This window comes from Aquabacter sediminis, assembly GCF_028863665.1.
GTDB lineage: Bacteria > Pseudomonadota > Alphaproteobacteria > Rhizobiales > Xanthobacteraceae > L1I39.
This window is the reverse complement of the sequence record NZ_JARBFX010000022.1, coordinates 1-22,415: the sequence shown is the minus strand read 5'-3', so window position 1 is coordinate 22,415 and position 22,415 is coordinate 1. Positions and strand designations below refer to the sequence as shown.

Genomic DNA, 22,415 nt, shown 5'->3' with positions numbered 1-22,415 from the left:
GCCGCGGCGGCGGTGGCCCTGGGGGGCAGCGGCGGCAGCGGCGGCACGGCGGGCGGCGTAACGGTGGTGCTGGATTCCGGCGCGCCGATCACCACGGCCGGCCTCATCTCCCCCGGCATCGTGGCCCAGTCCATCGGCGGGTCGGGCGGCGCGGGCGGCTTCAGCGCCGGGGCGGCGGGCTCCATCGTGTTCGCCGCGGACGTCACCCTGGCGGGCAATGGTGGCTCGGGCGGGGGCTCGGGCGCGGTAAAGGTGACCTCCAACTCCCTCGTCACCACCTCCTATGACCAGTCCATCGGCATTCTCGCCCAGTCCATCGGCGGCAATGGCGGCAATGGCGGCTTCGCCCTTGCGGGCGCCGGGTCCACCGGCGGCGGCGATGCCAAGGTGTCCGTGGGCGGGGCGGCGGCCACCGGCGGCTCGGGCGGCTCGGGGCAGACGGCGGGGTCGGTGACCGTCTACGCCACCAATATCTCCACCCAGGGTTATGAATCCATCGGCATCCTCGCCCAGTCCATCGGCGGCTCCGGCGGCAATGGCGGGTCGAGCCGGGCCTTCTCCGTGTCGGGCGCCGGCTCCGAGGTGGACGGCTATTCCGCCTCCGTGGCCATTGGTGGCGCAGGGTCCTCCGGCGGCACTGGCGGCTCGGTTACGGTGCAGCAGGTCGGCGGCGTGCAGGTGGGCACCGGCTCGGTGACCAGCGACCTCGCCCCCGGCATCTTCGCCCAGTCCGTGGGCGGTTCGGGCGGCAATGGCGGCTCGGCCGATGCCAATGCGATCGCCAGCACCGCCTCCGTGTCGGTGGCGGTCGGCGGCGGCGGCGGGCAGGGCAGCAATGGCGGCACCGTTTCCGCCCAGTCCAATAGCGGCCTCAATTCCGGGTCGGTGGTGACCTATGGCGCGCAGTCGCCGGGCGTCATCGGCCAGTCCATCGGCGGCGGCGGCGGCAATGGCGGCTGGTCGCAGGCCACCGCCTCCTCCAACCAATATGCGGCAGGCATCGCCATTGGCGGCTATGGCGCGGGCGGCGGCGCGGGGGGCACGGTGACGCTCGATGTGGGCGGCACGGTGGTGACCCATGGGGATCATTCCGCGGCATTGTTCGCCCAGTCCGTGGGCGGTGGCGGCGGCAATGGCGGGGCGGCCTCTTCCACCACCACGGCGGGGCAAGGCAGCGAACTGACCGGCGGCGTCACCTCGGTGGCGGGCGCGGGCGTGGCCAATGACGTGAACAACGTCAATTCCGCCCTCTCCAACACCAATTCCTCCGACAAGGGCGCCTCCACCGCCAGCAAGACCCAGCCGGACAACGGCATCGCGGTATCGTTGGCCATTGGCGGCAATGCGGGCCAGGGCGGCGGGGGCAATACGGTCTCCGTCACGTCCACCGGCGCGCTCCAGACCTACGGCACCCTGTCCCACGCCATCTTCGCGCAGTCGGTGGGCGGGGGCGGCGGCAATGGCGGCTCGTCCAGCACCAATGCGGACGGCAGCTCCTATGCCGCCTCGGTGACGCTGGGGGGCGGCGCCGGGACGGGCGGCACGGGCGGAGGCGTCACGGTCGACCTCGAGGGCACCGCCGGCAACATCTACACCAGCGGCCAGCAGGCCTATGGCATCTTCGCCCAGTCGGTGGGCGGCGGCGGCGGCAATGGCGGCTCGGCCGCCTCCAGCGCCACCGGCGGCCAGGCGGCGGTGTCATTCAGCCTGGGCGGCAATGGCGCCAGCGGGGCGACGGGCGGCGCCGTGACGGTGGAGGGCAATACCTTCTCCCTCATCAACACGCTGGGCGCGGGCGCCATCGGCCTCTTCGCGCAATCGGTGGGCGGCGGCGGCGGGTCTGGCGGCTCCAGCACCACCTCATCGTCGGCGCCGGGCGTGCAGTCGGGCGGCGGCGGAAGCTCGTCTTCCTCCACCGGCAGCACCAGCGGCTCGGCCAGCTCCTCGCAGACGGCCTCAAGCGCCGGCAATAATGGCGGCACCAACGCGGCCCAGGCGGGCGCGGATGGCGGCAGCAGCACCAGCGGCGGCAATTCGCTGGCCATGAGCATGGGCGGCTCGGCCGGAACGGGCGGCGACGGCGGCGGCGTTACCGTCAACAATTACGCCCTCATCTTCACCGGCATCCCGCTGACCTCGCTCAGCGTCACGGCTCCGCCGGACAATGCCCCGGCTTTGTTTGCCCAATCCGTGGGCGGCGGCGGCGGCAATGGCGGGTCGAGCACATCCAACGCCTCCGCCAACGAGCATTCCGTCTCGCTCGCGCTGGGCGGCAGCGGGGCCTCCGGTGGGACCGGCGGCGAGGTGCAGGTCACCACGGTGGGCACGCTCCAGACCGCGGGCAATAATTCGGCCGCGCTCATCGCCCAGTCGGTGGGCGGCGGCGGCGGCAATGGTGGCGCGTCCAACACCACCTCCACGTCCGGCGGCACCATGTCGCTGGCCCTCGGCCTCGGCGGTAACGGCGCGGGTGGCGGCGATGGCGGCACCGTCAACGTCACCGTCAACGCGCCGGTGTCGGTGAGCGGCTATAGCGGCATCGCCACCTTGGGCGTGACCTCCTACGGCGTCTTCGCCCAATCGGTGGGCGGGGGCGGCGGTTCGGGCGGCGCCTTCATCTCCACCGCCACAGGCGGCAGCAGCTCCAGTTCGGGCACAAATAACAGCGCCAGCGGCGCGGCCGGCTCCACTTCGTCCCAGGCTTCCAGCGGCGTGGCCCTGGCCATGGGGCTGGGCGGGTCGGGTGGGGGCGGTGGGGGCGGCGGCACGGTCTCGGCCACCATCTCGGCCCCCGTTACCACCAGCGGCGCCCAGTCCCACGGCATCTTCGCCCAGTCCGTGGGCGGCGGCGGCGGCGCCGGCGGCTCCAGCACCACCAATGCCAATAGCGGCAGCTATGCGGTGAGCCTGGCGCTCGGCGGATCGGGCGGCACGGGCGGGGCCGGCGGCAACGTCACGGTGACGCAGAATTCCAACACCATCACCTACGGGGCCATGTCCTATGGCATCTTCGCCCAGTCGGTGAGCGGGGGCGGCGGCTTCGGCGGGGCCAGCAACGCCACCACCGCCAGCGGCGGTGAGGCCAATATCGGGGTGGCGCTGGGTGGATCTGGCGCCTCCAGCCTGCCCGGCGGAACGGTGACCGTGACCGCCAATGCCGGCGTCCTGACCAATGGCGCGAACGCCGTCGCGGTGCTCGGCCAGTCTGTGGGCGGCGGCGGCGGCGTAGGCGGCTCGTCCACGTCCAGCACGTCCGACGGCAAGATTTCCGCTTCGCTGGGCCTTGGCGGCACAGGCGGCACGGGCAATGACGGCGGCGCGGTGACGGTCTCGGCCTATTCGCCCATCCTGACCAATGGCGCCAATGCGTCGGGCCTGGTGGCCCAGTCCATCGGGGGCGGCGGCGGCATTGGCGGCTCGTCCACGGGCGGGGCGGGCGGCGGCGGCGACACCACCGCGTCCCTCGCCTTGGGCGGCACGGGCGGGGCAGCCGGCAATGGCGGCGCGGTCTCGCTCACCTTCGACAATTACGGCACCGGCACCACTCTCACCACTTATGGTGCCTACTCCTATGGCCTCGTCGCCCAGTCGGTGGGTGGCGGCGGCGGCATGGGTGGCTCCAGCAATGGCAGCGCCACCGGCTCAGGCGATGTGACCGCGACGCTCTCCCTGGGCGGGTCCGGCACCTCCGGCGGCGCCGGCGGCGGTGTCACCGTCAATACGGACAATGCCTACACCGTCACCTTTGGCCTCGGCGCGGTGGGCGTGCTGGTGCAGTCCATCGGCGGCGGCGGCGGCGCAGGGGGCACCAGCGACGTGAGCGCGACCGGCGGCAATGCCACCAGCGGCGCCTATGCGGCGGGCCTGGCGCTCGGCGGCAACGGCTCCGGCGGCGGGGCGGGCGGCACGGTGCTGGTCAACAATTGGATGAGCACGGCCACCATGGGCGCCATGGCGCCGGCGGTGCTGGTGCAGTCCATCGCCGGTGGCGGCGGCCTTGCGGCCAGCACGACGGGCATTTCCGGCAATGCCAATACAAGCTCGGTGACGATGACGCTGGGCGGCACCAACGGCCTCGGCGCGCAGGCCGGGACGGTGACGCTGAACAATTACGGCCCGGTCCAGACCTCGGGCATGGATTCGCACGGCATCATGGCCCAGTCCATTGCCGGCGGTGGCGGCTATGCCAGCACGCTGCTCAGCGGCAACGGCACCACCGCTGTCACCATCGACTATGACACGACGCTCGGCGCCAACGGCACCGGCAGCGGCGATGCCAACACCGTCTTCGCCCTCTATGGCAACAATATCGTCACCGCCGGCACCCGCTCCATCGGCCTCATCGCCCAGTCCATCGGCGGCGGCGGAGGCGTGACGGGTCTGCCCATCGAGAGCCAGTCCAGCAGCACCTTCAACGGCACCGTCACCCTGGGCGGATCCGCCGGCGGGGCGGGCCTGGGCGTGACGGTTCAGGGCGTGAATGGCTGGTCTGTCTCCACCCAGGGCAATTATGCCCATGGCCTCGTGGCCCAGAGCATCGGCGGCGGCGGCGGCATTTCCACCTTGCCGGCGCAAACCCTGGTGCTTGGCGGCACCGGCGGTGGGGCGGGCGGCACCGTGAGCGTGTCCACCACGGGCAAGATCAACACCACCGGCGCGGCGGCGATCGGCATCATCGCCCAGTCCATCGGCGGCGGCGGCGGCGTGGGCAAGGCCGAGGCCGCGGTTCAGTTCGCCGGCACCTCCGGCGATGCCAGCGCGGTCACCGTGACGGTGGGCGGCGTCATCAAGACCACCGGCACCAATTCGGTGGGCGTGCTCGCCCAATCCATCGGCGGCGGCGGCGGCGCGGCCATCGCCGACAATACGGCGCTGACCTATACGGGCCCGAGCGGGAGCGCGTCCGGCACGGGCGGCGCCGTGACGGTGAATGTGAACGCGGACATCACCACCTCCGGCGCCGGCGCCTATGGCGTCCTCGCCCAGTCGGCGAGCCAGGGCGGCGGCCTGTACATGTACGGCAACGACATGGTGTTGCTGAACGGCAATTCCAGCGCCGGCGGCAAGGTGACCTATACCCAGGCGGCGGGCGTCACCGTCAGCGCCACCGGCTCGCTGGCAACCGCCGTCTATACCCAGGGGCCGGCGGACCCCATCCTGAACATCGGCGCGGGTGCCCGAGTCATTGGCGGCGCGGGCGGCACCGCCATCACCTCCGATGGCGCGCAGACCACGCTCACCTCCTATGGCAGCCTCTCCACTGTGGACGGAGCGGAAGGCTTGGCCATCCGCACCCTCAACGGCTTCGCCGAAGTGGTGAATGGCGGCACCATCACGGGCAATATCGCGCTGCAATCGGGCGCGGCGAACACGGTGATGAACCTCGCCGGCGGCACCATCGCGGCCGGCTCGTCCTTCGATCTCGGCGGCTCGGGCAACGTGCTCACCAATGCCGGCACGCTGCGCAGCGCCGCATCGAGCCTCGGCAATGTGTCGATTACGGGCGCCCTGGTTCAGACCTCCAGCGGCGTCCTCGTGGTGCGCACGGACCAGGTGACGGGCCTGTCGGACCGCTACGCCGTTTCCGGCAGCGCCAGCCTCTCGGGTGGCGTCATGGGCGTGCTGGCCAATCCCGGCCTTGCCAAGCCCGGTCAGTACGACACCGCTTTCCTGAGCGCTGCCGGCGGCCTCTCTGCGTCGAGCCTCGTGGCGCTGGGCGACACTGCCATGCTCGACTTCTCGGTGAGCCAGGGCAGCGGCGGCCTGACGCTCGGCACCGCCATCAACTTCACCCCGGCGGGCCTGTCCGGCACGGGCCAGGAACTGGGCGCGCTGGTGGGCATCATCCAGGCGCAGGGATCCTCGCCCCTGTTCGAGGCCATCGTGCCCGCCCTGCTGGAGCAGCCGACCGTCGGCCGGCTGGAACAGTCCTACCAGTCGGTGGGAGGCGGCGCGGTGTCGCTGGTGCCCATGACCATCCTGAATTCCGCCTCCGCCTCCATGGCTGGCATCACCACCCAGATGGACCTGTGGCGCATGGGCCTGCGCCCCTCCTCCACGGCACTGTCCTATGCGGCGGCGCCGGCGGCGAGCGGGACGGCCACCTCCGCCTCCGGCGCGACGGGCAACCGCTATTTCTGGGGCGCGCCGGTTGGAGCGATGACCACGGGGGGCGGGCTGTCCGGCTCCTCCTTCGGCGGCACGGTGGGCCTTGATGGGGAGCTCGCGAACGGAAACGCGCTCTTGGGTGCGGCGGTGAACTTCTCCACCACCAATCTGTGGGCGGACGATTACGGCGCCTCCGTCTCCACCTCCTATGGCGGCTTCAGCGTCTACGGCCTCCACCAATGGGGCCCGGCCTATGTCTCGGCCATCGCGACCTTGGGCTATGGCAGCTCCAATTTCGACCGCAACCTCTACAATCTCGGCCTGAACCTCGCCACGTCCTCGGGCCTGGATGGCATGGTGCTCGGCGGGCGGATCGAGGTGGGCTACAGCTTCGCGATGGGCGGCGGCGCGCAGGTGACGCCCTTCCTTGCCTTCCAGCCGAGCCAATTGTGGCTGGGCTCCGGCTCGGAACTGTTCAGCCTGGGCCGTGGCCTGACCTATGACAGCACGTCCGTCACCGCGCTGCCGATCTATGTGGGCCTGCAATGGGACGGGCAGTGGACTCTGGGCAATGGCCAGCGCATCGCGCCTTATGTGCGCGCCGCCTGGATGCATGATTTCAGCCCCGACCGGGGTGTCTCGCGCAGCTTCGCCGAGCTGCCGGGCCTCACCTTCACCGGCTCGCCTATTCCCACCGTGACCGACGCGGCCGACCTCCATGCGGGGCTGCAATTCTCGGCGGGGCCGAACACCGTGCTCTCCGCCGGCTTCGATGCCCAGCTGGCGGACAGCTATTCCACCATCGGTGTCTCGGGCAGCTTCCGCGTCCGGTGGTGAGGGTTTAACGACGGTTTGCCCCGGTCGCTGACCGGGGCTGACGGCCCCAAGCCCGCGCGGCGTTTGAGCGAAGCCCGCTTGGCCCCGGTCGCTGACCGGGGCTGACGGCAAAAACCTCCCTTCACCCGAACCGCTTCGCGCCCGCCACGCAGCCCATGACCAGGAGGGCGGTGGCCACCATGGTCCAGGCCACCGGCTCGCCCAGCACCAAAGCGGCCAGGGCCAGGCCGAAGAAGGGCTGGAGCAGCTGCAACTGCCCCACCCGGGCGATGCCGCCCAGCGCCAGGCCCCGGTACCAGAAGACGAAGCCGATCATCATGGAGAACAGGGCCACATAGCCAAGGCCCATCCAGGCCGGTCCCCCGATCTGCCCATAGCCTTCCGGGCGGGTGACGAAAGCCATGAGGGCCATGACCGGCAGGGACAGGACCAGCGCCCAGGAAATCACCTGCCAGCCGCCCAGCCGCCGGGAGAGGCGCGCGCCTTCCGCATAGCCAAGGCCGCAGACGGCCACCGCCGCCAGCATGAGCAAGTCGCCATTAGGGGAGAGCGCCCCGCCGCCGCCCAGCGCGAACCCCGCCACCGCCGCCGCCCCCGCCACCGAGAACAGCCAGAAGGCCGGGCGCGGCCGCTCCCCCGCCCGCGCCACCGCGCACAGGGCGGTGGCCAGGGGCAGGAGGCCGATAAAGACGATGGAATGGGCGGAGGTGACGTGCTGCAAGGCCAGCGCCGTGAGGAGCGGAAAGCCCACCACCACCCCCAGCGACACGATGGCGAGGGGAACGAGATCCTCCCGTTGCGGCCGCGCCTGTCGGAAGGCGAGAAGCAGCAGCCCGCCGAGGAGCGCCGCGATGACGGCGCGGGCGGAGGTGAGGAAGAGCGGCGAGAAGCCCTGGACGGCCACGCGGGTGGCCGGCAGCGACCCGCTGAAGATGAGGACGCCGGCCAGCCCGCTCAGCCATCCTTCGTTCCCGCGCGCCATTCTGGTCTCCGATCCTGTCCGTGCCCCCGGGGGGCAAGACATAGGCCGGCACGGCTTTCCTCCCCAGCCACGGAGCGATACAGTTGCATCGAACTGTATGGATACGATAGGGCACACAGTTGGGCGCACGAAGCGAGGGAACACAAGGCGAAGGGATGGAAGGCCAGACGGGGCGGGCCATGGCGGCCATCCGCCGGCGCATGACCGGCCGGATGCTGGCGAGCGGCGAGAAGCTGCCCTCTATCCGCGCCTTGGCGCGCGAGCTTGACGTCTCTCCCTCCACGGTGGTGGAGGCCTATGACCGGTTGGTGGCGGAAGGCGTCGTGCGCGCCCGCCCCGGCTCCGGCTTCTATGTGGCCGGTCCGGTTGCCCCGTTTGCACTGTCGGAGGCGGCGCCGCAGGTGGATCGCGCAGTGGATCCGCTCTGGGTCTCCCGCCAGTCGCTCGATGCGCCCTCGGATGCCATGCGTCCGGGTTGCGGCTGGCTGCCGGCCGACTGGATGCCCCAGGAGGCGCTGCGCCGTGCGATCCGGGGCCTCGCCAAGGCGCCGGATGGGCTGCTGACCGATTATGGTGGCAGCCGGGGCGCACTCGCTTTGCGCCAGATGCTGGTGCGCCAATGCGCGGCGGAGGGCATCGCGGCGGGGGCCGACCAGGTGCTGCTCACCGCCTCCGGCTCGCAGGCGCTGGAACTGGTGTGCCGCTTCCTGCTCCAGCCCGGCGACACGGTGCTGGTGGACGATCCCTGCTATTTCAACTTCCAGGCCCTCTTGCGGGCGCACCGGGTGAAGCTGGTGGGCGTGCCCTACACCGCCAGCGGCCCGGACCTGGACCGTTTCGCCCAGGCGCTCGCCGCCCATGGGCCCCGGCTCTATCTGACCAATTCGGCCCTCCACAATCCCACCGGCGCGAGCCTCGCCTTCCCCGTGGCCCATCGTCTCCTGACCTTGGCCGCTGCTCACAACCTCACCATCGTGGAAGACGACATTTTCGCGGACCTGGAGCCCGAGCCCTCGCCCCGCCTTGCGGCCCTCGACGGCCTGGCGCGGGTGATCCGGGTGGGGAGCTTCTCCAAGACGCTCTCCGCCGCCGTGCGCTGCGGCTATGTGGTGGCGCGGCGCGATTGGATCGAGGGATTGGTGGATCTCCAGGTGGCCACCAGTTTCGGCGGGCCGAGCCCGGTGGCGGTGGAGATCGTCTCCCGCGTGTTGGGGGATGGCACTTATCGCAAGCATCTGGCGGCGCTTCGCCCGCGCCTCGCCCGGCGCCGGCGGGAGGTGGCGGCGCGCCTCGCGGGGCTGGGCGTGCGGCCGGCGGTGGAGCCGCGCGGGGGCTTCCTGCTCTGGTGCCGGCTGCCCGAGGGACGCGACGGTGCCGTGGTGGCCAAGCGCGCGCTCGGGGAGGGGATGGTGCTGGCGCCGGGCAACGTCTTCTCCGTGAGCCAGACCGCCACCCCCTTCATGCGCTTCAACGTCGCCCAGATGGGGCCGGACGCCTTTGACACCCTCGCCCGCGCCCTCGGCTGACGGTGGTCAGGCGCCCGACAGCGCGGCCATGAGGATCTCCAGCGCCCCGTCGGGCTGGGTGCGGGGCCAGTCTTCCATCTGGTGGCGGAACCAGGTGACCTGGCGCTTGGCATAGCGGCGGGTGTCGCCCTGGCCTTCGGCGAACGCCGCTTCCCGGCTCATCTGCCCGGCGAGGTATCGGGTCAACGCCGGCACCCCATGGGCCTTGAGAACCGGACGCGTCGCAGGCAATTGCCGCGCCGCGAGCGCGGCCACCTCATCCAACGCGCCCGCCGCCATCATGGCCTCGAATCGCGCATCGATGCGCCCGCGCAAGACCTCCCGCTCCACCTCCAGCACCACGCGCGCGCAGCGCTCCAGCGACAGCGGGGCAGGGCCTTGCGCCTGCTGCCAGGCGGCGAGAGGCCGGCCGGTGGCCTCCACCACCTCCAGCGCCCGCAACACCCTCTGCCGATCAGTGGGGGCGAGGCGGGTCGCGCCGTCGGCGTCCCGCGCGGCAAGGCGCTGGTGGAGGGCAGCGTCAGACAGGCCTTCCGCCTCGGCCCGCAAGGCGGTGCGGATCACCTCGGGAATGGGCGGCACGGCGGCCAATCCCTGGGTGAGCACCCGGAAATAGAGACCTGTGCCGCCGATGAAGATGGGCAACCGCCCCTCCGCCCGCGCGGCGGCGAGGGCGGCTCGTGCATCGTCCAGCCAGCGGCCGGTGGAATAGTCGGTGTCCCCGTCCACATGGCCATACAGGCGATGGGGCACGCGGGCCTCTTCCGCCAAGGTAGGGCGGGCGGTGATGATGCGCAAATCGCCATAGACCTGCATGGAATCGGCATTGATGACCACGCCGCCCGTGCGCTCCGCCAAGGCGAGGGCCACGGCAGACTTGCCGCTGGCCGTTGGACCTGCGATGAGCACCGCCTCAGGCTTCAAGGCTTCCTCACTGGATGTGCCATGGTTTATGTCGCGACCCTTATCTCAAATCCCGCCGATGCGCTGCTCTCGCGCGACCTGCTGATCGCGGCCCGCGCCGTGCTGCCGGAGGCGGGCGAGCCGCACATCCTGGAGCCGGAGGTCGCGGCCGACATCCCGTTCGACCCTGAACTGGGCGCCGATCCCCGCATTCTGGCGGACACCGTGCGCGGCGCGCTGGGCGATGCGCCCATCGACGTGGTGGTGCAACTGGCCGCGGACCGGCGCAAGCGGCTGTTCATCGCCGACATGGATTCCACCATGATCGGCCAGGAATGCATTGACGAACTGGCCGATGTGGTGGGCATCAAGGCCCATGTGGCCGAGATCACCGAGCGGGCCATGCGCGGGGAGATCGCCTTCGAGCCGGCTTTGCGCGAGCGCGTGGCCCTGCTGAAGGGCCTGTCCACGGACGTGGTGAAGGACGTGCTCGCCGAGCGCATCCGCCTCACCCCCGGCGGCCCCATTCTGGTGGCCACCATGAAGGCCCACGGCGCCTATGCGGCGCTCGTCTCCGGCGGCTTCACGCTGTTCACCGGACCGGTGGCGGCGATGATCGGCTTCGACGAGAACCGCGCCAATATCCTGGATGTGGAAGACGGCAAGCTCACCGGCCGCGTGGTGGAGCCCATTCTGGGCCGAGAGGCGAAGACCGCCACCCTCATCGAGCTGCGCGACCGCCTGCACCTCGCCCCTTCCGAGACCATGGCGGTGGGCGATGGCGCCAACGACCTTGGCATGCTTGGTGAGGCGGGGATCGGCGTGGCCTTCCATGCCAAGCCGAAGGTGGCGGAAGCTGCCCATGTGCGCATCGACCATGGCGACCTGACCGCCTTGCTCTACATGCAGGGTTACACCCACGAGGAAATCCGCCAGGGCTGAGCCTTTCATCGGGCGCCCCAAATGAAAACGCCCGGCTGCGCGCGCAGCCGGGCGTTTTGCTGTGAGACGTTGCCGATCAGTTCAGCGGCACGGCCGAGAACTGCATCTGGCCATCAGGATTGGCCACCAGCAGCAGCACCGACTTCTTGTCGCCCTTGCGCAGGCCGTCGAGGCGCTTGGCCACGTCCTCGGGATTGGCGACCGTCTCCTGGCCCACTTCCACCAGCACCTGTCCGGGCTTGAGGCCCTTCTCGGCGGCGGCGGAGGTGCGGTCCACGTTCAGGATCACCACGCCCTTCACGCTGTCCTTGATCTTGAAGCGCTTGCGCAACTCGTCCGTGAGGGGGGACAGTTCCATGCCCAGCACGCGCTTCAAGTCGGTCTTGGGCGCCTCGGGGGCCTTGCCCTCTGCGGCGGGCTTCTCGTCCTCCGGCATGCGGGCGATGGTGAGCTTCAGGGTCTCTTCCTTGCCCTTGCGGATCACCACCACGTCCACCTGCTTGCCCACGGGCGTGTCGGCCACGAGGCGCGGCAGGTCGCGCATTTCCTTCACGTCCTTGCCGTCGAAGCGCACCACCACGTCGCCGGCCTTGATGCCGCCCTTGGCGGCCGGGCCGTCATCGCTGACCCCGCCCACCAGCGCGCCACGCGCCTTGCCGAGGCCGAGCGTCTCGGCGATCTCGTCGGTGACCGCCTGGATGCGCACCCCGATCCAGCCGCGCCGGACCTCCTTGAACTGCTCCAGCTGCGCCAGCACGGGGGCGGCGGTGGAGGAGGGGACGGAGAAGCCGATGCCGATGGAGCCACCTGACGGGGAAATGATGGCCGTGTTCACTCCGATCACCTCGCCATCCATGTTGAACAGCGGGCCGCCCGAATTGCCGCGATTGATGGCGGCGTCGGTCTGGATGAAATTGTCGTAGGGGCCGGAATTGATGTTTCGGTTGCGAGCGGAGACCACGCCCACGGTGAGCGTGCCGCCGAGGCCGAACGGATTGCCGATGGCCATCACCCAGTCGCCCACCCGCAACTTGTCGGAATCTCCGAACTTGACGGCAGTGAGCGGCTTGTCCGGCTTCACCCGGAGCAGAGCAAGGTCCGTCTTGGGGTCGCGGCCCACCAGCTCGGCCTTGAGCTTGGTGCCGTCATTGAAGTTCACATAGATCTCGTCCGCGTCGGCAATGACGTGGTTGTTGGTGGCGATCAGGCCGGCCGGGTCGATGACGAAGCCGGAGCCGAGCGACGATACCTTGCGCGAGCGGTTCTGCGGGGCGTTGTCGCCATCATCCTGGCCGCCGCGTCGCTTGAAGAATTCGTCGAACAGGTCCTCCAGCGGCGAGCCCGGCGGCAATTGGGGCGTGGGCACGGAGCGGGAGGCGGCCACGTTCTGCGACGTGGAGATGTTGACCACCGCGTCCATGACCCGCTCGGCGGTGTCGGCCACGGTGTCCGGCCCCTTGGTGGAGGCCGCAAGCGCGGCGTGGGGCACCGCCGTGCCGGCCAGGAGGCCGATCACCAGAGCGGGCGCCAGCAGCGCGGACAAGGCGCGCAAAGCTTTGGACATGGTCTCTCCTCGCGGGGCGCGAAACAGCAGCACTATAGCCCGTCCGGGCGGGACGGGGAGGGGCGGCCGGCGTGCAGCCCGTCCCTCCCGTCATATGGACCTCGAGCGGTCAGGCGCGGACCAGCCAGACGACCACCACACCCACGGCGCCGACCACAAGGCCGGCGACGCGCAGCGGTGTTTCCGGCGCCTTCATCACCGCCTCGATGGCACTGCGCCATGCCCGAGGGAAAGCGGCAAGGCACAATCCCTCGATCACGAGCAGGAGCCCGACGGCGGCGAGGAGATCCCGCATCGGGGGCTCAGCGGGCCGGCGCGGGCAGTGCCGGCGCCGGCTGGGCCGGGGCCAGGGACGGGGCGGACGGCGCGGCCTGGGGCGGGACCGGGAGCCGGGTGCCGCCGAACGGGTCGGTCAGATAGCGGAAGAAGGCGGTGCTCTCGGGCGCCACCAGCATCCGGGTATCGCCGGCCTTCAGGCTGGCATCATAGGCCTGCATGGAGCGGTAGAAGCCGAAGAAGTCGGGATCGCGCCCATAGGCATCGGCGAAGATGCGGTTGCGTTCCGCGTCGCCTTCGCCGCGCACCTGCTCGCCCTTGGAATTGGCCTCGGCGAGCACGATCGTGGCCTCGCGGTCGGCACGGGCGCGGGTGCGCTGGGCCGCCTCGTTGCCCTGGGCGCGGATCTCGGCCGCCTCGCGCTGGCGTTCCGTCTGCATGCGCTGGAACACGGCCTGGCTGTTGGCTTCCGGCAGGTCGGCGCGGCGGATGCGGACATCCACCACGGTGATGCCGAAATTGGCCGCCTCGCGGTTCACCTGCTCGCTGATGCGGTGCATCAGGCCTTCGCGGTCGTCACGCACCACGGTCATGAAGTTGCTTTCGCCGAGCACGCGGCGCAGCGACGAGTTGAGCACGGTGGCAAGGCGCGAATTGGCCGCCTCCACGGTGCCCGCCGCCTGGTAGAACTTCAGCGCATTGGTGATTCGGTAGCGCGCGAAGGCGTCCACCACTAGGCGCTTCTGGTCGGAGGCGATCACTTCCTGGGACGGATTTTCCAGGTCCAGGATGCGGTTGTCGATATAGACGACGCTGTCGATGAACGGCACCTTCCAGTGCAGGCCCGGCGTGGTGATGGGCGGCTGGGGATTGCCGAGCCGCAGCACCAGCGCCTGCTGGGTCTGGTTTACGGTGAAGGCGGACGAATAGACGCCGACCACGATGAGGACGGCGAGGATGGCGAGCACGCCTCCGAAGACGGAATTTTTCATCGGGCGGCTCCCTGGGGCTGGGCGCCTGCAGCCGCGGGGCGGCGGGCGAGTTCGTTCAACGGCAGGTAGGGCACGACGCCGGTCTGGCCGCCGCCGGCCTGATCGACAATCACCTTGTCCATGCCGCCGAGCACGCGTTCCAGCGTTTCGAAATACATGCGCTGGCGGGTCACGTCCTTCGCCTTCACATATTCATCATAGATCTTGAGGAAGCGGGCCGCCTGGCCGCGCGCCTCGACCACGGTCCGCTCGCGATAGGCCTGGGCGGCATTCTCGATGCGGGACGCCTCGCCGCGCGCCTCGGGGACGACGCGGTTGGCATAGGTCTGGGCTTCGTTCTGGGCACGCTCCGCATCGGCGCGGGCGGCCTGCACGTCACGGAAGGCGTCGATGACCTGGGAGGGCGGATCCACCTTCTGGAGCTGGACCTGCGTCACGCGCACGCCGACGCCATACTGGTCGAGGGTGCGCTGCATGAGGTCCTGCACACCGGTCTCGATGCCCTGGCGGGCGCCGGTGAGGATGGGCTGGATGTCCGTGCGCCCGATCACCTCGCGCATGGCGCTCTCGGCCACCGCCTTGATGGTGCCCTCGGGGTGCTGGACGTTGAAGAGATAGTTCTCGGCGTTCGAGATCACCCAGAAGACCGCGAAGTCCACGTCGACGATGTTCTCGTCGCCGGTCAGCATGAGGCTTTCCTCGGGCACGTCGCGCACCACGGTGGAGCCGCGGCGCGGGTCTTCCGTCAGGCGCATGCCGATATCGAGGCGGTTCACGCGGGTCACCTTGGGGGTGAGCACGGTCTCGATGGGGTAGGGCAGGTGATAGTTGAGGCCGGGCTGCGTCACCTGGACGAAGCGGCCGAAGCGCAGCACCACGCCCTGCTCGTCGGGCTCGACCCGATAGAAGCCGGACAGCAGCCAGCCGCCGATCAGCAGCACCACCAGCAGGATGATGCCCTTGCTGCCCATGGAACCTGGAACCATGTGTCGCAGCCGATCCTGGCTGCGGCGGATCAGGTCTTCGATGTCAGGAGGCGTTGGACCAGAGGAGGAAGGCCCCGAGCCCCAGGGACCTCTCGGCCCGCTCCCCCACGGACCACCGCTCTGATTTTTCCACGACATCCGTTGTCTCCCTCGGGGCGCAGCCTGTGCTGCCGCTCCGCGTGTCACCCTGTGCCGCCCACCCGCGAACGCGCTCGGGGTAGCGGGTTATAGAAAGGCACGCGCCGCGTTTCAACGCACCGCGTGCCTGCCTAGCTTCGTTCACATAGGAATGGCATTCGCCTTACGCAACGGGAGCGCCAGCTCCCGAACGCTCGGAATGTGACGGTCCGCGGGCCGAGGCGGCATTCTCGCGGTAATGGTCGAGCACGAACAGGCGGATCGCCGAGGACAGATTGCCCTGCGTCCGCGAGGAATCGATGGTCGCGACCAGATCGGAGAGCGTCAGGCGCCGGCTGGCGGCGATCTCCTTCAGCGCGTCCCAGAACGCATCTTCAAGGCTCACGCTGGTCTTGTGACCGGCGATGACGATGGACCTCTTCACCACGGGGCTTTTCATTTTCCATCCCTCTCAGTGAGCGCATGACCTTCGTGAGTCTTATCCATGAGGCTGCGCTGCGCCGCCTGGGCGAGGCGTTCAGCCTTGGTGCGGCCGAACCGCACCCGGTTCTCGGCGGCAGTGGTCTCCGCATCCTGCCGAGCCCGCTGCTTCTTCACGCGCCTGAGATTCACGATCTCGCCCACGTCGAACCTCTATGAGCGGCAAGGTTCCCCCAAAACCTCGCCGAATGACGGGTGCCGCATCCGATGGCCCCTGAGCCATCGTCGCAGCGCTGATCGTTGCAGTAAATGCCTGATCCGGGGCGAAGCTATGGCAAATCGCACCACATCCTTCCACCACCCACTACCGTCCTGGAACTATTTTACGGTTTCGACGCGCTCACAGCCGTGGTTTGGCTGTGATAGAAGGCCCGCGACCGCTTCAATATGTGGAAAGGCGACCTGGAATGACAGCCACCCGCACCGAAACCGACACCTTCGGCCCCATCGAGGTCCCTGCGGACCGCTATTGGGGCGCCCAGGCGCAGCGGTCCTTCGGCAATTTCAAGATCGGCTGGGAACGCCAGCCTTTGCCGGTGGTCCGGGCGCTGGGCATCGTCAAGCGCGCCGCCGCCGAGACCAATATGGGCCTCGGCCGCCTGGACCCCAAGGTCGGCGCCGCCATCGTGGCCGCCGCCCAGGAGGTCATCGACGGCAAGCTGGACGACCATTTCCCGCTCGTGGTCTGGCAGACCGGCTCTGGCACCCAGTCCAACATGAATGCCAACGAGGTCATTTCGAATCGCGCCATCGAGATGATGGGCGGGGAAAAGGGCTCCAAGAAGCCCGTGCATCCCAATGACCACGTCAATATGAGTCAGTCGTCCAACGACACCTATCCCACCGCCATGCACGTGGCGTGCGCGGAGGAGATCGTCCACCGCCTGCTGCCGGCCCTGCGCACCCTGCACGGCGCGCTCGCGGACAAGGCCAAGGCCTGGTCCTCCATCATCAAGATCGGCCGCACCCACACCCAGGACGCCACCCCGCTGACCCTGGGCCAGGAATTCTCCGGCTATGCCCAGCAGGTGGAGAACGGCATCGCCCGCATCGAATCGACCTTGCCCGCTCTGATGCAGCTCGCCCAGGGCGGCACGGCGGTGGGCACCGGCCTGAACGCCCCGGTGGGCTTCGCCGAGAAGGTGGCCGAGCACATCGCCGCCATCACCGGGCTTCCCTTCACCACCGCGCCGAACAAGTTCGAGGCGCTGGCCGCCCATGACGCCATGGTGTTCTCGCACGGGGCCATCAACACGGTGGCGGCCTCCCTGTTCAAGATCGCCAATGACATCCGCTTCCTCGGCTCGGGCCCGCGCTCGGGCCTTGGCGAGCTCTCCCTGCCGGAGAACGAGCCGGGTTCGTCCATCATGCCTGGCAAGGTGAACCCCACCCAGTGCGAGGCGCTCACCCAGGTCTGCGTGCAGATCTTCGGCAACAATGCCGCGCTCACCTTCGCCGGCAGCCAGGGCCATTTCGAGCTGAACGTCTTCAACCCGGTGATGGCCTATAACTTCCTCCAGTCCGTGCGCCTCATGTCGGACGCGGCCCTCAGCTTCACCGAGCATTGCGTGGTGGGCATCGAGCCGCGCGAGGACAACATCAAGGCGGCCCTCGAGCGCTCCTTGATGCTGGTGACCGCCCTCGCGCCCAAGATCGGCTACGACAATGCCGCCAAGATCGCCAAGACCGCGCACAAGAACGGCACCACGCTCCGCGAGGAGGCCGTGGGCGGTGGCTATGTGACCAATGAGGAGTTCGACGCCGTGGTGCGTCCGGAGAAGATGATCTCCCCCGGCTGAGCCCGGCACACCCCGTCTCTTCCAAGCTAAAGCGACGCCCGGCGCAACCCCGCGCCGGGCGTTCGCGTTGCAGCGTTCGGCCCGCGGTGGCCGACGCATAAAATATCAGCGCAAGCGAGGCTGTGCGGGCAGATTCGCGCGCTTCCCTTCTGCCGCCGGCCACACTAGATTGCGCGCCGCGGGCCCCGCCCCCGCGGGTGGGCCCATGGCATAAGGGCATTTCTCATGACCAAACCCGCCGTTCGCGTCGCTGTCACGGGCGCCGCCGGTCAGATCTGTTATTCGCTGCTGTTCCGCATCGCCAATGGCGACCTCTACGGCAAGGACCAGCCGGTCATCCTGCAACTGCTCGATCTGCCCCAGGCTCAGGCGGCGGTCGGTGGCGTGGTGATGGAGCTCGAGGACTGCGCGTTCCCGAACCTCGCCGGCGTCGTCATCACCGACGATCCGAAGGTGGCCTTCCGCGACATCGACGCGGCCTTCCTGGTGGGCGCCCGTCCCCGGTCGAAGGGCATGGAGCGCGCCGACCTCCTCCTCGCCAACGCCGAGATCTTCAAGGTCCAGGGCGCGGCGCTGAACGAGGTGGCCAAGCGCGACGTGAAGGTGCTGGTGGTCGGCAATCCGGCCAACACCAACGCCTACATCACCCGCAAGTGCGCGCCCGACCTGCCGGCCAAGAACATCACCGCCATGCTGCGGCTCGACCACAATCGCGCGCTCTCGCAGTTCGCGGCCAAGGTGGGCGTGTCCTCCGCCGACATCGAGAAGATGGTTGTGTGGGGCAACCACTCCCCCACCATGTATGCCGACTACCGCTTCGCCACCGCCAACGGCAAGCCGCTGCCCGAGCTGGTCAATGACGAGGCCTGGTATCGCGACGTGCTGATTCCCAAGGTCGGCAAGCGCGGCGCGGCGATCATCGAGGCCCGCGGCCTGTCTTCCGCGGCGTCCGCCGCCAACGCGGCCATCGACCACATGCATGACTGGATCCACGGCACCAATGGTGGCTGGGTCTCCATGGGCGTGCCCTCGGACGGCTCCTACGGCATTCCCGAGGGAATCGTTTACGGCATGCCCTGCGTGTGCGCCAACGGCGAATACGAGGTGGTCAAGGACCTGCCCGTGGACGACTTCTCGCGCACCATGATGGACAAGACGCTGAAGGAGCTCACCGACGAGCGCGACGGCGTGAAGGCCATCACCGGCTGATGAAAAGGGGCCCGGGCAGGGTGCCCGGGCCCGCTTTCTTGGCGTTCCTTTTAAGATCCTGTCATCTTTTTGCGCTTTATTGCGCCCTGCGCGGCAGAGGCTGAAGGCCACACCGCGCCACCGGCTGGCAGAGCCCGGCCGGACTGAGGCGAAGCGGGCAAGAAAGCCCAAAATACCTTGCTTCTGCCTGTCCCCGCCCTTGACGGGATGCGACTCTGCGGTTAGAAGCAGCCCACTTTCGCGGCAGGCGATCGGCGTCTGGGACTTAAGGAGCTGTTCCGGTTTTCCGGAACGCCCGGCCAGAAACGCAGAAACGCTGCCAGGAACAGCACTACGAGATTTGGGTGCACGATCGCGGCGCCAGGCTCCTCGGAGTCGAGAGTTCCGCGATCCTCTGTCGCGAATTGGCGTGCAAGCTGCGCAAGCGGTTTGCGACGCCCTTTCTGCGTGGTGCCATCGGCGGGCGACTGCCGGTGTCCAACTGTTTCACGGCGGCCCTGGCCGCCCCATCGTGGCGATCCTCAAAAGGGGTCGCAGAACTCAAAATTGCGGCGCAAGCCGCAGATCAGGACGAGGCGAAGGCGTATGCCTACGATCAACCAGCTGATCCGGAAGCCGCGGGAAGCGCAGAAGGCGCGGGACAAGGCTCCCGCTCTTCAGTCGAGCCCCCAGAAGCGTGGTGTGTGCACCCGCGTCTACACCACGACCCCGAAGAAGCCGAACTCGGCGCTTCGTAAGGTTGCCAAGGTGCGGCTGACCAACAGCTACGAAGTGATCGGTTACATTCCCGGTGAGGGTCATAACCTTCAGGAGCACTCCGTGGTCATGATCCGCGGTGGCCGCGTGAAGGACCTTCCCGGCGTGCGTTACCACATTCTCCGCGGCGTGCTGGATACCCAGGGCGTGAAGAACCGCAAGCAGCGCCGTTCGAAGTACGGCGCCAAGCGGCCGAAGTGATCTGAGGAGAAGCGAGCATGTCTCGTCGTCATAAGGCCGAGCGCCGCGAAGTCATCCCGGATGCCAAGTATGGCAACCTCGTGCTGAGCCGCTTCATGAATTCCGTCATGCGTGACGGCAAGAAGTCGGTGGCCGAGTCCATCGTGTACGGCGCCCTCGAGACCGTCGAGGCCAAGGCCAAGCACGATCCGGTCGAGGTCTTCATCCAGGCTCTGGAGAATGTCGCTCCGGCCGTTGAAGTCCGGTCGCGTCGCGTCGGCGGCGCCACCTACCAAGTCCCGGTCGAGGTGCGCACCGAGCGTCGCCAGACCCTCGCGATCCGCTGGCTCATCGCCTCGGCCCGCGCCCGCAATGAGAAGACCATGGTGGAGCGTCTCTCCGCCGAGCTTCTCGACGCGGCCAACAATCGCGGCAACGCGGTGAAGAAGCGCGAGGACACGCACCGTATGGCGGAAGCCAACCGTGCCTTCTCGCATTATCGCTGGTGATCGGAACCGAGGACTGAGCTATGCCGCGCAGCCACGCGATCGAGGACTACCGCAATTTCGGCATCATGGCCCACATTGATGCCGGCAAGACCACGACGACCGAGCGGATCCTCTACTACACCGGCAAGAGCCACAAGATCGGTGAAGTGCACGACGGTGCCGCCACCATGGACTGGATGACGCAGGAGCAGGAGCGTGGCATCACGATCACCTCTGCTGCGACGACCGCGTTCTGGGACGGCAAGCGTCTGAACATCATCGACACCCCCGGGCACGTGGACTTCACCATCGAGGTGGAGCGCTCCCTGCGTGTGCTCGACGGCGCGGTGTGCGTGCTGGACGGCAACCAGGGCGTCGAGCCGCAGACCGAGACCGTGTGGCGCCAGGCGGACAAGTACAACGTCCCGCGCATCGTGTTCGTCAACAAGATGGACAAGATCGGTGCCGACTTCTACCGCTGCGTCGAGATGATCGTCGACCGCGTGGCCGGCAACCCCGTGTGCTGCCAGCTGCCGATCGGCTCCGAGAGCAACTTCAAGGGCATCATCGACCTCGTCCGCATGAAGGCGGTCGTGTGGGAAGACGAAGCCCTGGGCGCGAAGTTCCACGACGAAGAGATCCCCGCGGATCTCGCCGAGAAGGCTGCCGAATATCGCGGCAAGCTGATCGAGGCCGCCGTTGAGCTCGACGACGATGCCCTCGCCAACTACCTCGACGGCGTCGAGCCGGACGAGGCGACCCTCAAGTCGCTCATCCGCAAGGCCGTCATCGGCCGCAAGTTCAACCCCGTCTTCTGCGGTTCTGCCTTTAAGAACAAGGGCGTGCAGCCGCTTCTTGACGCGGTGGTTGACTATCTGCCGAGCCCCATCGATCGCGGCGCGATCAAGGGCATCGACTTCAAGACCGAGGAAGAGACCGTCCGCAATCCTTCGGACAGCGAGCCCCTTTCCGTGCTCGCGTTCAAGATCATGGACGACCCCTTCGTCGGCACCATCACCTTCTGCCGCATCTATTCGGGTGTGATGGAAGCTGGCATGGGCCTGCTCAACTCGACCCGCGACAAGCGTGAGCGCGTGGGTCGGATGCTGCTCATGCATGCCAACAACCGCGAGGACATCAAGGAAGCCTATGCCGGCGACATCGTCGCTCTGGCGGGCCTCAAGGAAGTGCGCACCGGCGACACGCTGTGCGACACCGCCAAGCCTGTGATCCTCGAGAAGATGGAATTCCCCGAGCCGGTCATCGAGATCGCGATCGAGCCCAAGTCCAAGGCGGACCAGGAAAAGCTCGGCATCGCCCTCTCCAAGCTGGCGGCGGAGGATCCCTCCTTCCGCGTGTCGACCGACCACGAGAGCGGCCAGACCATCCTCAAGGGGATGGGCGAACTGCACCTCGACATCAAGGTCGACATCCTGAAGCGCACCTACAAGGTCGAGGCCAATGTGGGTGCTCCGCAGGTGGCCTATCGCGAGACGCTGACCAAGCGGACCGAGGTGGACTACACCCACAAGAAGCAGACCGGTGGTACCGGCCAGTTCGCCCGGGTGAAGTTCGTCGTGGAGCCGAACGAAGTCGGCAAGGGCTTTGCCTTTGAGAGCGCCATCGTCGGTGGCGCGGTGCCGAAGGAATATATCCCGGGTGTCCAGAAGGGCCTCGAGAGCGTTCTCGGCGCTGGCGTGCTCGCCGGCTTCCCGGTGGTGGACGTGAAGGTGCAGCTCGTTGACGGCGCCTATCACGAGGTGGACTCGTCGGCTCTGGCCTTCGAAATCGCCTCCCGCGCCGCCTTCCGCGAGGCGCTGCAGAAGGGCGGGGCCATCCTGCTCGAGCCGATCATGAAGGTCGAAGTGGTGACCCCCGAGGATTACACGGGCTCCGTCATCGGCGACCTGAATTCCCGGCGCGGTCAGATCCAGGGCCAGGACATGCGCGGCAATGCGAACGTCATCAACGCGATGGTGCCGCTGGCCAACATGTTCGGCTACGTGAATACGCTGCGGTCCTTCAGCCAGGGCCGCGCCACCTTCACGATGCAGTTCGACCACTACGAGCAGGTTCCTTCGAACGTCGCTCAGGAGGTTCAGGCGAAATACGCCTGATCCTCACTCCACCCGTAACGCTCATTCTCGCCAGAGAGACCCAACGGAGAGTCCCATGGCCAAAGAGAAATTCAACCGCTCGAAGCCGCACTGCAACATCGGCACGATCGGTCACGTTGACCACGGCAAGAC

The 22,415-nt window shown here is 68.4% G+C and carries 16 protein-coding genes; 8 read left to right on the top strand and 8 right to left on the bottom strand.

The features are described 5' to 3' along the window. The first annotated feature begins 12 nt into the window (after positions 1-12). The gene (locus tag PV781_RS23685) at positions 13-6,945 is read left to right on the top strand and encodes an autotransporter outer membrane beta-barrel domain-containing protein (RefSeq protein WP_274778086.1); all 6,933 of its coding nucleotides are present in this window, start codon (positions 13-15) and stop codon (positions 6,943-6,945) included. 121 nt (positions 6,946-7,066) lie between these two features. On the opposite strand, the gene PV781_RS23680 is transcribed toward PV781_RS23685, so the two are convergent. Continuing rightward, complete coding sequence (locus PV781_RS23680; protein ID WP_274778085.1) at positions 7,067-7,927, bottom strand: DMT family transporter; 861 nt, start codon at positions 7,925-7,927, stop codon at positions 7,067-7,069. A 155-nt stretch (positions 7,928-8,082) separates the two neighbouring features. Between PV781_RS23680 and PV781_RS23675 the strand changes: the two genes are divergently transcribed. Further along, positions 8,083-9,453, top strand: coding sequence for an aminotransferase-like domain-containing protein (locus tag PV781_RS23675; RefSeq protein WP_274778084.1), 1,371 nt, complete (start codon positions 8,083-8,085; stop codon positions 9,451-9,453). A gap of 6 nt (positions 9,454-9,459) precedes the next feature. On the opposite strand, the gene miaA is transcribed toward PV781_RS23675, so the two are convergent. Continuing rightward, on the bottom strand, positions 9,460-10,377 hold the full coding sequence (miaA, locus tag PV781_RS23670) for a tRNA (adenosine(37)-N6)-dimethylallyltransferase MiaA (protein ID WP_274778083.1): 918 nt from the start codon (positions 10,375-10,377) through the stop codon (positions 9,460-9,462). 21 nt (positions 10,378-10,398) lie between these two features. Between miaA and serB the strand changes: the two genes are divergently transcribed. Then, positions 10,399-11,298, top strand: a complete 900-nt coding sequence (gene serB, locus PV781_RS23665) for a phosphoserine phosphatase SerB (protein WP_274778082.1) — start codon at positions 10,399-10,401, stop codon at positions 11,296-11,298. 76 nt (positions 11,299-11,374) lie between these two features. On the opposite strand, the gene PV781_RS23660 is transcribed toward serB, so the two are convergent. The 6 genes from PV781_RS23660 to PV781_RS23635 form a co-directional block, all read right to left on the bottom strand. Further along, the gene (locus PV781_RS23660; protein WP_274778081.1) at positions 11,375-12,862 is read right to left on the bottom strand and encodes a DegQ family serine endoprotease; all 1,488 of its coding nucleotides are present in this window, start codon (positions 12,860-12,862) and stop codon (positions 11,375-11,377) included. 109 nt (positions 12,863-12,971) lie between these two features. After that, positions 12,972-13,157 (bottom strand): DUF2065 family protein, encoded by a 186-nt coding sequence (locus tag PV781_RS23655; protein WP_274778080.1) that lies wholly within the window; start codon positions 13,155-13,157, stop codon positions 12,972-12,974. Positions 13,158-13,164: 7 nt separating this feature from the next. Next, the gene (gene hflC, locus PV781_RS23650; RefSeq protein WP_274778079.1) at positions 13,165-14,130 is read right to left on the bottom strand and encodes a protease modulator HflC; all 966 of its coding nucleotides are present in this window, start codon (positions 14,128-14,130) and stop codon (positions 13,165-13,167) included. Then, a complete protein-coding gene (gene hflK / locus PV781_RS23645; RefSeq protein WP_274778078.1) occupies positions 14,127-15,254 on the bottom strand; it encodes an FtsH protease activity modulator HflK in 1,128 nt (375 codons plus the stop codon). Before hflK ends, hflC begins: the two co-directional genes overlap by 4 nt. A 163-nt stretch (positions 15,255-15,417) precedes the next feature. Then, positions 15,418-15,693 (bottom strand): ribbon-helix-helix domain-containing protein, encoded by a 276-nt coding sequence (locus PV781_RS23640; protein WP_274778077.1) that lies wholly within the window; start codon positions 15,691-15,693, stop codon positions 15,418-15,420. After that, complete coding sequence (locus PV781_RS23635) at positions 15,690-15,878, bottom strand: DUF4169 family protein (protein ID WP_274778076.1); 189 nt, start codon at positions 15,876-15,878, stop codon at positions 15,690-15,692. Before PV781_RS23635 ends, PV781_RS23640 begins: the two co-directional genes overlap by 4 nt. A gap of 263 nt (positions 15,879-16,141) precedes the next feature. On the opposite strand from PV781_RS23635, the gene fumC reads away from it, so the two are divergent. The 5 genes from fumC (at position 16,142) to fusA (ending at position 22,283) form a co-directional block, all read left to right on the top strand. After that, positions 16,142-17,533 (top strand): class II fumarate hydratase, encoded by a 1,392-nt coding sequence (gene fumC, locus PV781_RS23630; protein WP_274778075.1) that lies wholly within the window; start codon positions 16,142-16,144, stop codon positions 17,531-17,533. Between the two features lie 225 nt (positions 17,534-17,758). Next, positions 17,759-18,742 (top strand): malate dehydrogenase, encoded by a 984-nt coding sequence (locus PV781_RS23625; RefSeq protein ID WP_274778074.1) that lies wholly within the window; start codon positions 17,759-17,761, stop codon positions 18,740-18,742. Between the two features lie 585 nt (positions 18,743-19,327). Further along, positions 19,328-19,699, top strand: a complete 372-nt coding sequence (rpsL, locus tag PV781_RS23620; protein WP_012171083.1) for a 30S ribosomal protein S12 — start codon at positions 19,328-19,330, stop codon at positions 19,697-19,699. Positions 19,700-19,716: 17 nt separating this feature from the next. Then, positions 19,717-20,187: a 30S ribosomal protein S7 gene (gene rpsG, locus PV781_RS23615; RefSeq protein ID WP_209102458.1), complete on the top strand. Its 471-nt coding sequence runs from the start codon at positions 19,717-19,719 to the stop codon at positions 20,185-20,187. A gap of 20 nt (positions 20,188-20,207) precedes the next feature. Then, positions 20,208-22,283, top strand: a complete 2,076-nt coding sequence (fusA, locus tag PV781_RS23610; protein ID WP_274778073.1) for an elongation factor G — start codon at positions 20,208-20,210, stop codon at positions 22,281-22,283. The last annotated feature ends 132 nt before the right edge of the window (positions 22,284-22,415 follow it).

Excerpts from the sequence above, each read along its gene's own strand:
- PV781_RS23680 (WP_274778085.1), bottom strand. The coding sequence starts at position 7,927 with ATGGCGCGCGGGAACGAAGGATGGCTGAGCGGGCTGGCCGGCGTCCTC.
- PV781_RS23640 (WP_274778077.1), bottom strand. The coding sequence starts at position 15,693 with ATGAAAAGCCCCGTGGTGAAGAGGTCCATCGTCATCGCCGGTCACAAG.
- serB (WP_274778082.1), top strand. The coding sequence starts at position 10,399 with ATGGTTTATGTCGCGACCCTTATCTCAAATCCCGCCGATGCGCTGCTC.
- rpsG (WP_209102458.1), top strand. The coding sequence starts at position 19,717 with ATGTCTCGTCGTCATAAGGCCGAGCGCCGCGAAGTCATCCCGGATGCC.
- fusA (WP_274778073.1), top strand. The coding sequence starts at position 20,208 with ATGCCGCGCAGCCACGCGATCGAGGACTACCGCAATTTCGGCATCATG.
- hflC (WP_274778079.1), bottom strand. The coding sequence starts at position 14,130 with ATGAAAAATTCCGTCTTCGGAGGCGTGCTCGCCATCCTCGCCGTCCTC.
- PV781_RS23625 (WP_274778074.1), top strand. The coding sequence starts at position 17,759 with ATGACCAAACCCGCCGTTCGCGTCGCTGTCACGGGCGCCGCCGGTCAG.
- PV781_RS23655 (WP_274778080.1), bottom strand. The coding sequence starts at position 13,157 with ATGCGGGATCTCCTCGCCGCCGTCGGGCTCCTGCTCGTGATCGAGGGA.
- rpsL (WP_012171083.1), top strand. The coding sequence starts at position 19,328 with ATGCCTACGATCAACCAGCTGATCCGGAAGCCGCGGGAAGCGCAGAAG.
- PV781_RS23660 (WP_274778081.1), bottom strand. The coding sequence starts at position 12,862 with ATGTCCAAAGCTTTGCGCGCCTTGTCCGCGCTGCTGGCGCCCGCTCTG.
- hflK (WP_274778078.1), bottom strand. The coding sequence starts at position 15,254 with ATGTCGTGGAAAAATCAGAGCGGTGGTCCGTGGGGGAGCGGGCCGAGA.
- PV781_RS23675 (WP_274778084.1), top strand. The coding sequence starts at position 8,083 with ATGGAAGGCCAGACGGGGCGGGCCATGGCGGCCATCCGCCGGCGCATG.
- fumC (WP_274778075.1), top strand. The coding sequence starts at position 16,142 with ATGACAGCCACCCGCACCGAAACCGACACCTTCGGCCCCATCGAGGTC.